This is a genomic window from Corynebacterium sp. sy017, from assembly GCF_017918135.1.
Lineage (GTDB): Bacteria > Actinomycetota > Actinomycetes > Mycobacteriales > Mycobacteriaceae > Corynebacterium.
On sequence record NZ_RZUE01000001.1, the window covers coordinates 160,364 to 173,188 of the forward strand.

A 12,825-nucleotide genomic window follows, 5' to 3' on the forward strand; every position below is an offset into this window, starting at 1 on the left:
CAGATCATAGTCCAAGTTGCTCGCGTAATTGCTCAACACGATCAGTTTTTTCCCAAGGAAGATCAAGATCAGTACGACCAAAATGACCATATGCAGCTGTACCTGCATATATCGGACGCAATAGATCAAGATCTCGAATAATGGCAGCTGGACGTAAATCAAACACTTTTTGCACAGCTTGTTGGATTTGCACATCCGTAAGGTTTTCTTTTGCGCTACCAAATGTTTCGACATACAGACCCACTGGTTCAGCACGGCCAATAGCATACGCTACTTGTACTTCTGCCCGGTCAGCAAGACCTGCAGCAACGATATTCTTAGCAACCCAACGCATTGCATAAGCACCAGAGCGATCCACTTTACTTGGATCTTTACCGGAGAACGCACCGCCACCGTGTCGTGCCATGCCCCCATACGTATCGACAATAATTTTGCGCCCAGTAAGTCCTGCATCTCCCATTGGACCACCCAAGACAAAGGAACCAGAAGGGTTAACCAGCAATTGGTAATCCTCACGAAGTAAATGGTGTACTCCTGCTTCTTGGAAAACCCAATCCACAACGTGTTCACGAATCTGCGCTTCTAACCAGTCTTGACTCACCTCTGGATCATGCTGCGTAGAAACCACAACAGTGTCCAGATACACAGGTCTGCCAGCTTCATCATAAGCGAGAGTCACCTGTGTTTTTCCGTCTGGGCGCAGGTGGCTGACAATATGTTCTTTACGCACTTGTGTTAATCTGCGCGCTAACCTGTGCGCAAGTGCAATCGGTAGTGGCATGTACTCTGGCGTTTCATTAGACGCGTACCCAAACATGAGTCCTTGATCGCCAGCACCCACCTGATTATCTGCATCAGCTTTGGCACCAGATCGAATTTCGTGTGATGTATCTACTCCCGAGCCAATTTCCGCTGATTGCTCACCAATTGCTATATTAACGCCGCAGGTCTGGCCATCAAATCCTACCGCAGAAGACGTAAATCCAATTCCGACGAGGGTATCACGAACCAGCTTAGGGATTTCTACATATCCTGATGTTCTTACCTCACCAACAACATGTACTTGTCCAGTGGTCACGAGAGTCTCTACTGCAACTCTTGCCTGCGGATCGACGCTCAACAAAGCATCGAGAATCTTATCTGAAATAGCATCGCAGATTTTATCTGGGTGCCCTTCAGTTACGGATTCACTGGTGAAGAGGCGGAACTGATGTGCCTGGGAGTTCTGTGTCACGTCCTAAATCCTTACACAATAAAAAATTACCAAGAGCAAAAATGCGGGTGCTATACAAAGCACTTCCTCAAAATTAGACCAAGCTGTCTAATTTTGCAAAAATTATCCCAATGCTTCTTCAATCTTATCGAAAATGCGAGCAGCCACTTCCAACTTAGTACCTAGTGGAATTTGAGTGACATCTCCTCGTGCCCCCAGCAAAAAACCCTGATTATCACTGCGACCAAAAACATTTCCTCCAGAAACATCATTAAAAACTATGAAATCGCATCCTTTTTTCATGAGTTTGCGCTTAGCTAAGTCCAAAGCACTATGCGTAGCATCACCTGTCTCAGCAGCAAAACCAACAATTATTTGGTCACCCAATTGTTCTTGCGCTTGACGACGCTCAACTAACCCTTTAAGAATATCTGGATTTTCCACCAGCTCAATACGGCGCAACGCATCATCAGACATACCTTTTTTCAGCTTCGCCATTGCTGTGCTTTCCGGTCTGAAATCCGATACGGCAGCAGCCATGATGACAATATCAGCATCATAACTATGTTCATTAATTGCTTTCTCCATTTGCTGCGTTGATTGCACTCTGATCAATTCAGCACCACTGGGCAATGGCAATTGCTCAGTCATTCCCGCTACTATCTGCACCTGCGCGCCACGTTGTGCAGCGATCTCCGCCAAAGCAAAGCCTTGACGCCCAGAAGAATAATTACCGATAAAACGAACTGGATCGATATTTTCCCTAGTACCCCCAGCGGAAATGACTACTTTTTTGCCGTGCAGCGTTGGTTGTAACGTCACGCCATGCACGACAGCCTCAGCAAGTTGCACGATTTGCTCTGGCTCAGGCAAACGCCCAGCACCAGAATCTTTACCGGTCAATCTCCCATCAGCTGGCTCTAACACGCTTATTCCTCGAGAACGTAGCGTAGCCACATTTGCTATCGTCGCAGGATTTTCCCACATTTGCGTATGCATTGCTGGTGCAAAAACCACAGGACACGTTGCCATCAGAATCGTAGCACTCAATAAATCATCCGCTCGACCCGCAGCGACTCGAGCCATAAAGTCAGCTGTCGCTGGAGCAACCACCACTAAATCTGCATCAGCACCAAGGTGCACATGGCGTACTTGCTCAACAGCGTCAAAGACCTCAGTAGATACCGGATTACCCGACAGCGCCTCAAAAGTAGCTTTACCGACGAACTTCAATGCGCTTGGAGTTGGAATAACATGAACATCATCACCTTTTTCCTTAAAGGCTCGAATAATATGACATGCCTTATACGCTGCGATTCCACCAGCAACACCTACTACTACCGATCGTGTGGATTCCATATCACTCACTAACTAAAACACATACGCACAATATAAAAACCACCACAAGTCTAGTGCACATCGCACCAGTTTGTGGTGGTTAGTAAAAAGACTAAGAAAAATTAGCCTTCTTCATGATCCAGCAAACCAGACTCAATCTCACGTAACGCGATTGATAATGGCTTTTCTTGTGCTTCTGGAGTAACGAGCGGACCGACAAACTCGAATACACCCTCATCAGCCTGCTGATAATAGCTATTAATCTGGCGAGCACGCTTTGCAGCGAAAATCACCAATGCATACTTTGATGACACTCGCTTAAGGAGATCATCAATAGGTGGCGCCGTAATACCAATTGGCTGGTCAAAAACACCCTCATTGCTGTTGGTCACGTTAGTCACGTTACTCACAGTCACCTTTTCTACAAAATATCAATTAGTATGAGTATCTCTCCCGCAAAACAACTTTAGTTTTGCTCTCCAAGAAGAATACTACGAATCTGTGCTACAGCATCATCAACACTGTCATTGACGATGATATGCTTAAACTCATCTTGGGCAGAAAGCTCTGTCCTTGCTGTTTCTAAGCGACGCGCAATAACATCCTCAGCTTCAGTACCACGACCGGTTAAGCGTTCTACAAGAACTTCCCACGACGGTGGCGCCAAGAACACAGTTTCCGCTTCTGGTTTCATTGCTGCTATATTACGCGCCCCCACTAGATCAACCTCAACAAGAACTGGTCGTCCTTGCTCCAAGGCTTGATCCACTGGATAAGCTGGTGTTCCAGAACGTTGTAAACCACCGTGGATATCTGCCCATTCAAGCATTTCACCGCGATCAATATGTTCTTGGAACTTTTCTGGAGTAACGAAGAAATAATCCTCACCGTCTATTTCGCCAGGACGAGGCGACCTGGTAGTCATGGAAACACTAAAATAGAGATGAGGAATTTCCTTTCGTAGGCGATGAACCACTGTGGACTTCCCCACCGCCGAAGGACCAGCTAAAACAACTAACTGCCCGGGTAGGTTATCGCCATTCACGGATTAGTCCTCAGAAAAACCGAAACGCTCAAGAAGAGCACGACGCTGACGATCCCCCAAACCACGCAAACGACGAGTCTGAGCGATTTCGAGCTCAACCATGATTTCTTTAGCCTTCACTTTGCCCACCTTTGGCAAAGACTCAAGAAGAGCAGACACTTTGGTCTTACCGATAATTTCATCGGTAGATGCCTTATCAAGTACCTCTTTGAGAGTAACGTCACCACGCTTAAGCTGTTCTTTTAGCTCTGCACGTGCCTTACGAGCCTCAGCTGCTTTCGCCAAAGCCTCTTTACGCTGCGCGTCTGTTAACTGGGGAAGGGCCATGAGTTCCTCCGATTCACACAATTTTTCATTTACAAGTTAAACGACGACGTAAAAACGTCATCAACCAACAATACATAGACTTACACCTAAGTGAAAACATAACACTCCATAGAGATTCATATGAAAAGAATCAATTTTTAAGTATTACTAGCCACCTAATATATTGTCAGTGCTCACAATAGTGTAGCACTATTTTATAAAAGTCTAGGTAACAGACCATTTTAATCACAAAACACCAGGTCAATAGCTATGGAAAAAATGAAAGTGACCTGGCATTTTAATATCTCACTGCTCCAAGTCAGCAACTAATTGTTTTATCGCAGCACGCATAGCTGCTACATCAGGTCCCGCAGCTAAAATAGATCGAGATGCGTTAGGGAAAGCTAATTCTGATACCCCTTTGGTCAAACATTCAACATCTCTCGCCGTTGCACCTTGAGCACCAACACCAGGCAGCAAAATGGGACCATGCAGTTTTTCTAATGTTGGCGCTTGGGAGTGGGATAATGTTGCTCCCACTACAACTCCCACATTTCCATAGTGCCCACTGGCCTTCTCCACCTCATTGGTAGCAGCAACTTCATCCACAATATGCTGCGAAACTGTTTTTCCTTGCACATCACTATGGCTTTGGAGTTCCCGAGCTTCAGGATTAGAAGTAGCAGCCAAAACGAAAACACCTTTATTGTGCTCCCTAGCTAGATCAAGAACAGGTTTTAGAGAACCGTATCCCAAAAAAGGCGATACAGTTACACCATCACAACATAGTGGCGAGTCTTCCGATAGCCACGCATGAGCGTATCCTGCCATTGTCGAACCAATGTCCCCGCGTTTGGCGTCGGCAAGCACTAAAGTACCTGATTCCCGCAGCTGGGCAATGGTGTGCTCTAAAACAGCAAATCCAGCAGAACCATACGCCTCATAAAAAGCTACTTGCGGTTTCACCAATGCAACTGTGTCAGAAAAAGCCGCAACACATATCTCACTGAACTTTCGCAAGCCTGATAGATCCGTCGACAAGCCCCACTGCCCTAGTAGCTCTTGGTGTGGATCAATTCCTACGCATAATTTTCCATATCTTCTGCCAGCAGCAACAAGCCTATCGCCAAAAGTTTCTTTTTCCATACCTGACCGCCTTACCCCTATATCTCCATTGCTGTTCTATCCAAACAGACAAGCCGCACCCCTTAATTATTAAGATGATTGCGGCTTCCAACATATAACCCCTACACGCTATGCAGAATGTGGAACGTCATTATGCGCATGATCAAGCTCTTGCAAGGCACGCACATGGAATCCACCATTGCGGATCGCCTCAATGCCCTGCACTGCTGCTGTCACGCCTTGAACCGTGGTAACAAGCGCTACATCAACATTGACCGCTGCCGCACGAATACCATAACCATCATTGCGAGCACCCGAAGAACCAGCCGGAGTGTTAAGAATCAAATCCACTTTTCCAGCATTAATCAAATCAATAATGGACTGGTGTTCTTGTTCAGCTACATCGCCTTTGGCTGCTACTTCAGATTGCTTTAATACTGTTTCACATTCAATGCCATTGCGACGCAGCATCGCTGCCGTACCGCTAGTAGCAAGGAGCTTAAAGCCCAATGAAGCTAAGCGCTGAATAGGGAAAATAAGTGTGCGTTTATCCCTGTTAGCAACAGAAACAAAGACAGTACCTTGCGTCGGTAATGCACCAAAGGATGCTAATTCTGCTTTAGCGTATGCTGCACCAAAATTATCAGCTAGTCCCATGACCTCGCCAGTAGATTTCATTTCTGGACCTAGCAAAGTGTCCATCATCGAGCCATCAGGATACCTGAAGCGCGTAAAAGGCATCACTGCCTCTTTCACTGCAATAGGGGATTCTAGTGGTAAAGAACCACCATCATAGCTCGTAGGCAACAACCCCTCTTCTTTGAGTTGTGCAATGGAACTGCCGGTCATAATACGTGATGCAGCTTTAGCTAGATGAACCCCCGTAGCTTTAGAAACAAACGGTACAGTACGTGAAGCACGTGGATTCGCTTCAATAACATAAAGCACATCATCTTTGAGAGCATACTGCACATTGATCAGACCTTTTACCCCAATACCATGAGCTAATGCTTCGGTAGATCGACGCACTTTTTCAATATCTTCCACGCCCAATGTCATCGGTGGCAAAGCACAAGCAGAGTCACCGGAGTGAATACCCGCTTCCTCAATATGTTCCATCACGCCAGCAAGATAAACATCAGTGCCGTCGCATAGCGCATCGACGTCAATCTCAATAGCAGAATCAAGGAATCTATCTACAAGTACCGGATGATCAGAAGTAATCTCTGTAGCACGCTCAATATAATCCTGCAGAGATTGCTCATCATAAACGATTTCCATACCACGTCCGCCTAGCACATAGGAAGGGCGAACAAGCACCGGATAACCAATGCGTTGCGCTACCTCTTTGGCTTCATCAAAGGTAGTTGCCGTACCAAAATCAGGAGCAGGAAGATGAGCCTTACGCAGTACCTCACCGAACTCACCACGATCTTCTGCCAAATCGATAGCTTCTGGTGACGTTCCAATCACTGGAACCCCTGCTGCTTTCAGACGTGCTGCAAGACGTAGTGGTGTCTGGCCACCGAGCTGAACAATAACACCTGCCACCGTGCCAGAAATAGATTCTGCCCGATAGACTTCCATGACGTCCTCGAAAGTGAGTGGCTCAAAATAGAGACGATCAGCTGTGTCATAGTCAGTAGATACAGTCTCTGGATTGCAGTTGACCATCACAGTCTCATAGCCAACACGAGATAATTCTAAGGCTGCATGAACACACGAGTAATCAAACTCGATACCTTGACCAATACGGTTAGGACCCGAGCCAAGAATAATGATTTTCTCTTTTTCTTTTTGCTCACGCACCTCAGATTCCGCAGCAGGATCCAGTTCGTAACTGCTGTAGTGATATGGCGTAGTTGCCTCGAATTCCGCGGCACACGTATCCACCGTCTTAAAGACAGGATGGATATCCCACTCCCACCTCAATTGACGTACAGCTTCTTCATCACCTAATTCTGGACGCAGAATCGAAATTTGATGATCAGACAAACCAAAAAACTTTGCGCGACGCATGATGTCTGCATCAATTTTTTCTGCGCCAATAAGCTCTTCCCTAAATCTAACAAGGGTATGTAGCTCTTCCAAGAACCAAGGGTCAATTCCTGATGCTTGGTGTACTTGATCAACACTAGCACCCAACCGTAATGCTAATTCAGCATCATACATTCGCCCTTCAGTAGGACGCTTGAGATCTTCCAGCACTGCTTGGACATCATGAGCACGATCGCCTGCAAAATCCTCATCAGCTACGGTCCAAAAACCATTCTGTTTATTCTCTAGGGAACGCATAACTTTAGAAAGTGCACTCACATAGTTACGTCCCAGACTCATTGCCTCACCAACCGACTTCATAGTGGTAGTGAGGGTGTCGTCCGCGCCAACAAATTTCTCGAAGGCAAAGCGTGGCGCCTTAACGACGACATAATCAAGAGTCGGCTCAAACGCCGCAGGCGTTGTACCAGTAATGTCATTAGTAATCTCATCGAGAGTGTACCCAATGGCAAGTTTTGCCGCGATTTTCGCAATAGGGAAACCAGTTGCTTTCGACGCCAGCGCAGACGAACGAGATACTCGAGGATTCATTTCGATGGTAATCAGACGACCATCATGTGGATTAAGTGCAAATTGGATATTGCATCCGCCCGTATCTACACCCACTTCCCGGATAATCGCTATACCTTGATCGCGCATCTTTTGGTATTCACGATCGGTTAGGGTCATTGCAGGTGCCACGGTAACAGAATCACCTGTATGGACACCGAGCGCGTCGACGTTTTCGATAGAGCAAATAACTACAACATTATCTGCCCCATCACGCATAAGCTCTAGTTCATATTCTTTCCAGCCAAGAATCGACTCCTCAATGAGCACATTCGCCTCAGGTGATGCGGCTAATCCGCCACCAGCAATACGTTCTAGATCAGCATCAGTAAAGGCAAGCCCCGAACCAAGACCACCCATAGTAAATGAAGGACGAACTACAACAGGTAAGCCAAGTTCTGCAACAGCTTCTCGCACTTCTTCCATGCTATGACAGACTCGTGAACGCGCAGATTCACCGCCAATTTTGGCGACGATGTCCTTAAACTTTTGGCGATCTTCACCTCGTTCAATTGCGTCAATGTCCGCACCAATGAGTTCAACGCCATACTTTTTTAAGCTGCCTCGACGATCCAATGCGATAGCAGCGTTGAGTGCTGTTTGCCCACCCAACGTCGCAAGAACAGCGTCAATGGGATGTCCTTGTTCTTGCTCTTTCTCAAAGATCTTTTCAATATATTCTGGTTGAATTGGCTCAACATAAGTATGATCAGCAAACTCGGGATCAGTCATAATCGTTGCTGGATTAGAATTAATCAGTGTGACCCTTAATCCTTCTTCTTTAAGCACACGACACGCCTGAGTTCCCGAATAATCAAACTCACAGGCTTGACCAATAACAATAGGTCCTGATCCAATAACCAGGACGTGGTTAATATCATTGCGCTTTGGCATTTTCTTTCCTCCTGGTTGGTTTAGCTTTGTGATTTCTGCTGCGAGGCACTTTGTTCTTTATGAACACGAAGCAGGTCAAAAAATTGATCGAACAATGGATTAGCATCATGCGGTCCTGCCGCAGCTTCAGGATGATATTGAACCGAATAAGCCAATCCACTCAACAAAGCAACACCTTCTACTGTGCCATCATTAAGACAGGTATGTGTTACCTGCGCTTTGCCAAAAGGCGTATCGAAAACATCGCCCGCTTCCCCAACTAAAGCAAAACCATGATTCTGCGCTGTAATATCAATTTTTCCCGTCACATGATTGAGCACAGGAACATTAATTCCTCGATGACCAAACTTCATCTTGTACGTCTTAAGCCCTAATGCCCGACCAAGGATTTGATTGCCGAAACAAATACCAAACAATGGAATCTGTTGGGATAAAATTTCCTGCACAATTGCTACCATCTCGTCGGCAGTTGCTGGATCTCCTGGACCATTAGAGATGAATACGCCATCCGGATTATATTGCGCAATCTGCGCGTATGGCGTATTTGCAGGAACGACAATAGTGCGAATGCCACGTTGTGCAAAGTTACGTGGTGTGTTTGTTTTGATTCCCATGTCATAGGCTACGACAGTGTACTGATGTTCTCCCTCAGCTTCTACTGTGTATGGCTGCGTGGTAGACACTTCTTTTGCCAAATCTGCGCCTGCCATTGGCTGCTGATTTTTCACAATATCAACTAATTCTTCTACTGGCTTGTGCGCTTGCTCACCAGAAAAGATGCCTGCAGGAATGGAACCAAAATTGCGTAATCTGCGCACCAAAGCCCGAGTATCAATACCAGAAATACCGATAATCCCTTGAGCAATCATCTCATCTTCCAGACTGCGTTGCGCACGCCAATTTGATACCCGTGCCGAGAGATCACGAATAGCAAAACCTGCGACCCAGATTTTGTCCCCTTGGGATTCACTATCCTCATCATTCCAACCGGTATTACCTATTTGTGGTGCAGTTGCGACTACGATTTGTCGGTGATACGACGGGTCAGTCAGTGTTTCTTGATAGCCAGTCATTGCGGTGCTGAATACGGCTTCACCCAAAGTAGTACCAGTCGCGCCAAAGCTAAATCCGTGAAATGTTTTACCATCAGCTAAAACCAAAATAGCCTTAGATCGTGTAGTGGACGTCACTGCGTCACCTTTCTCCTGCGTTAATACACATTATATAGACATAATATGCAGTTGAATAATTATATTATTTCCTTTTTGGGTAACCCGCCACTTACACGTCCACATGATGAGTAATGTGTCCACGCAAAATTGTTGCCGTCACCTTTGTACTAAATGACATTCCTTCATAAGGAGTATTACTTGCTTTCGACGCCAGCTTCTTCCCATCAACCTGCCACGAATAATCAGGATCCACAATGCATAAATTAGCTGGTTCTCCTGGAAGAATAGGACGACCATGACCAGGCAAACGCACGATTTTAGCAGGATTTTCACTCATTACTTTGGCAACAAAGCGCCAATCCGCCCTACCGCTTTTGACAAAAACTTCCGCAATAACTGCCAAAGAAGTCTCTAATCCCAACATTCCTGGCTTAGCATTCTCAAACTCACAACATTTGTCTTCACTGCCATGTGGTGCATGATCAGTAGCGACGCAATCAATCCACCCCTCAAGTAGTCCTTCTTGCAAAGCAATGACATCACTATGCTCACGCAGCGGTGGATTGACACGATTAACGCCGTCGTAATCACTGAGTCTTTCGTCGTCAAGCAAAAGGTGATGTGGGGTCACTTCTGCACTCATCGGAATGCCTTGTTGCTTGGCCCACTTCAGCAATTCGACACTTCCTTGAGTGGAAGCATGACAAATATGAATGCGATTACCATAATCACGTGCCAAAATAGCATCACGAGCAATAATCGACTCCTCTGCCACCCGTGGCCATCCACGCAATCCAAGACGTGCTGCATGAGGACCTTCATGAGCCACCGCACCTTCAGTAAGCCGAGAATCCTCGCAATGCTGTGCCAAAAGCACATCCAAACCTTTGGCATACTCAATAGCGCGACGCATAATCAATGGATTGTCTACGCATTTTCCATCGTCAGAGAACATTCGTACTTTTGCGTCACTACGCGCAAGCATACCGAACTCAGTAAGTTCTTTACCAGCAAGATCTTTGGTGATTGAACCTACAGGATGCACGTCGCATAGTCCAATGTTCTGCCCCTTGTACCATACTGACTCTGCAATTACTGGCTGATCAAGCACTGGTTGGGTATTAGCCATAGTAAACACAGCAGTAAAACCACCACGTGCTGCCGCTAAAGAACCCGTAGCAATTGTTTCTGTATCTTCTCTACCAGGCTCACGTAAGTGAACATGCATATCTACCAAACCTGGTAATAAGACACCCTCTTTGGCATCAATGATTTTATCGGCGTGATCAACGTGACTATCGATATCAGTAATGACTCCATTAGTAATGAGTACATTCACTGGTTTTCCTTGACCATAAATACGAGTGTTCTTTATCAGAACTGTGCCATCATATGCTGGTGCTAATTGACCAGTGGAAGGATAGCTTTGAGAAATATCATTCATTATCTGTTGTCCTTTATTCTGTTTCTCCACTGCTAAAACCCTGGGGTTTGAGAATTAGCAAGCAAGCTAAACAACACCGCCATACGTGCATGAACACCATTACTGACCTGCTGGAGAATTGCTGTTCGATCTGCGTCTGCAACAGAAAAATTAATTTCCATACCACGCAACATAGGCCCTGGGTGCATAATAATTGCCTCATCTTTTAGGCGTGCTTCACGAGCTTCGCTCATAGAATACAGCGTCGCATATTCTCTATGTGATGGGAAAAAACCACCATTCATACGCTCTTGCTGTACGCGCAGCATTATGACCACATCAGCATCATCTATCTCTGCATCCATGTCATAAGAAAAACGCACCTGCCACGTTTCAATACCAGGTGGTAAGAGCGTCGGAGGTGCGACAAGAACAACATCAGCGCCAAGTTTACTCAATACATCAACATTTGAGCGAACAACTCGTGAATGTAAACAATCGCCTACAATCACAACTTTTTTCCCTTCAATGGTGCCTAAGCGCTGCCGCATTGTTACTGCATCAAGCAATGCTTGTGTCGGATGCTGATGAGAACCATCACCAGCATTAATAACGCTCGGTCCCTGACCATTGGGAGCCACCCAGCGCGCCAATTGCTGTGCAGCACCCGAAGAAGGATGGCGGATAATGATTGCGTCAGCACCAATCGCACTCAAAGTCAAACCAGTGTCTTTAAGAGATTCACCCTTTTTCACTGACGACGAAGACGCAGAAATGTTAATCACATCAGCACTCATCCATTTACCGGCAGTCTCAAAGGAAGAACGCGTACGGGTAGAGTTCTCATAGAAAAGTGTAAAAATTGTTCGACCACGTAACGTAGGTAGTTTTTTTAATTCCCTACCAGCTAAAGCCTCTCGAAAACGATCAGCTTCATCCATAAGAGCAATAATCTCGTCTTTACTTAAATCCGCAATAGAAAGCAGATGCTTCATTGCTAACCTCTCTTCGTAAGAACAACAGCGTCTTCGCCGTCAATACTGCTGCTGAGAACTTTTACATCTTCATGACGTGACGTAGGCAAATTTTTACCAACATAATCAGCACGAATAGGTAACTGTCGGTGACCTCGATCAACCAAAACAGCAAGCTGCACTTGCTCTGGTCTACCAATATCACGCAAAGCATCCAATGCAGCTCTGATTGTGCGTCCAGAAAACAGCACATCATCGACCAAAATAACAGTCACCCCATCTATTCCTGATGCAGGGATATTAGTTGGCTGCAAAGCACGATGTGGTTTCGCACGAAGATCATCACGATAGAGTGTGATGTCAATGGAACCTACTGGTATTTCCCGAGAACTAAACTCAGTGATTTTCTCAGCTAAACGCTGTGCTAATGGCACTCCCCCTGAAGGAATGCCCAGCAAAATAATTGGAGGAGCGTCGGGAGCATCAAAAGCAGTTTTCTCAATAATCTGATGAGCCATACGTGCAATAGTGCGCGACACATCTTCACCAGATAGTAACTGCACAGTTTCTACCGAAGAATCAAGCATATGTTTCCTTTCCCGCCTCTCAGTGCGGTCTGTTAAAGGATATTTTCTCTGTATCTGAATCACTCATATTGATGACAGCTCGTAACTCATCACTTCACATATGAGCGTTCAAGATCACTTTCTGAGTCTAGCACTATACAT

Annotated in this window: 11 protein-coding genes; all 11 read right to left on the reverse strand. The window is 45.9% G+C overall.

The features are described 5' to 3' along the window. Nucleotides 1–4 precede the first annotated feature (4 nt). A complete protein-coding gene (gene metK / locus EML15_RS00730; protein WP_144272946.1) occupies nt 5–1,234 on the reverse strand; it encodes a methionine adenosyltransferase in 1,230 nt (409 codons plus the stop codon). Between the two features lie 102 nt (nt 1,235–1,336). Next, nucleotides 1,337–2,572: a bifunctional phosphopantothenoylcysteine decarboxylase/phosphopantothenate--cysteine ligase CoaBC gene (gene coaBC / locus EML15_RS00735; RefSeq protein WP_144272947.1), complete on the reverse strand. Its 1,236-nt coding sequence runs from the start codon at nt 2,570–2,572 to the stop codon at nt 1,337–1,339. Nucleotides 2,573–2,673: 101 nt separating this feature from the next. Next, nucleotides 2,674–2,952: a DNA-directed RNA polymerase subunit omega gene (rpoZ, locus tag EML15_RS00740; protein ID WP_185967158.1), complete on the reverse strand. Its 279-nt coding sequence runs from the start codon at nt 2,950–2,952 to the stop codon at nt 2,674–2,676. 65 nt (nt 2,953–3,017) lie between these two features. Next, nucleotides 3,018–3,596: a guanylate kinase gene (gene gmk / locus EML15_RS00745; RefSeq protein ID WP_144272949.1), complete on the reverse strand. Its 579-nt coding sequence runs from the start codon at nt 3,594–3,596 to the stop codon at nt 3,018–3,020. 3 nt (nt 3,597–3,599) lie between these two features. Then, nucleotides 3,600–3,923 (reverse strand): integration host factor, actinobacterial type, encoded by a 324-nt coding sequence (gene mihF, locus EML15_RS00750; RefSeq protein ID WP_144272950.1) that lies wholly within the window; start codon nt 3,921–3,923, stop codon nt 3,600–3,602. 285 nt (nt 3,924–4,208) lie between these two features. Next, the gene (gene pyrF / locus EML15_RS00755) at nt 4,209–5,048 is read right to left on the reverse strand and encodes an orotidine-5'-phosphate decarboxylase (RefSeq protein ID WP_144272951.1); all 840 of its coding nucleotides are present in this window, start codon (nt 5,046–5,048) and stop codon (nt 4,209–4,211) included. 108 nt (nt 5,049–5,156) lie between these two features. Then, on the reverse strand, nt 5,157–8,528 hold the full coding sequence (gene carB, locus EML15_RS00760) for a carbamoyl-phosphate synthase large subunit (RefSeq protein WP_144272952.1): 3,372 nt from the start codon (nt 8,526–8,528) through the stop codon (nt 5,157–5,159). Nucleotides 8,529–8,548: 20 nt separating this feature from the next. Beyond that, entirely contained in the window at nt 8,549–9,718 is a 1,170-nt protein-coding gene (gene carA, locus EML15_RS00765) for a glutamine-hydrolyzing carbamoyl-phosphate synthase small subunit (RefSeq protein ID WP_144272953.1), read from the reverse strand. A gap of 91 nt (nt 9,719–9,809) precedes the next feature. Further along, nucleotides 9,810–11,144: a dihydroorotase gene (locus EML15_RS00770; protein ID WP_144272954.1), complete on the reverse strand. Its 1,335-nt coding sequence runs from the start codon at nt 11,142–11,144 to the stop codon at nt 9,810–9,812. A gap of 32 nt (nt 11,145–11,176) precedes the next feature. Further along, nucleotides 11,177–12,118 carry an aspartate carbamoyltransferase catalytic subunit gene (locus EML15_RS00775; RefSeq protein ID WP_144272955.1) on the reverse strand — a complete coding sequence of 314 codons (942 nt, stop codon included), beginning with the start codon at nt 12,116–12,118 and terminating at the stop codon, nt 11,177–11,179. A 2-nt stretch (nt 12,119–12,120) separates the two neighbouring features. Next, nucleotides 12,121–12,684: a bifunctional pyr operon transcriptional regulator/uracil phosphoribosyltransferase PyrR gene (gene pyrR / locus EML15_RS00780; RefSeq protein ID WP_144272956.1), complete on the reverse strand. Its 564-nt coding sequence runs from the start codon at nt 12,682–12,684 to the stop codon at nt 12,121–12,123. Nucleotides 12,685–12,825: the final 141 nt, after the last annotated feature.

Bases quoted from the DNA above. Each gene is read 5' to 3' on its own strand.
- mihF (WP_144272950.1), bottom strand. From the start codon at position 3,923: ATGGCCCTTCCCCAGTTAACAGACGCGCAGCGTAAAGAGGCTTTGGCG.
- coaBC (WP_144272947.1), bottom strand. From the start codon at position 2,572: ATGGAATCCACACGATCGGTAGTAGTAGGTGTTGCTGGTGGAATCGCA.
- EML15_RS00770 (WP_144272954.1), bottom strand. From the start codon at position 11,144: ATGAATGATATTTCTCAAAGCTATCCTTCCACTGGTCAATTAGCACCA.
- EML15_RS00775 (WP_144272955.1), bottom strand. From the start codon at position 12,118: ATGAAGCATCTGCTTTCTATTGCGGATTTAAGTAAAGACGAGATTATT.
- pyrF (WP_144272951.1), bottom strand. From the start codon at position 5,048: ATGGAAAAAGAAACTTTTGGCGATAGGCTTGTTGCTGCTGGCAGAAGA.
- carB (WP_144272952.1), bottom strand. From the start codon at position 8,528: ATGCCAAAGCGCAATGATATTAACCACGTCCTGGTTATTGGATCAGGA.
- pyrR (WP_144272956.1), bottom strand. From the start codon at position 12,684: ATGCTTGATTCTTCGGTAGAAACTGTGCAGTTACTATCTGGTGAAGAT.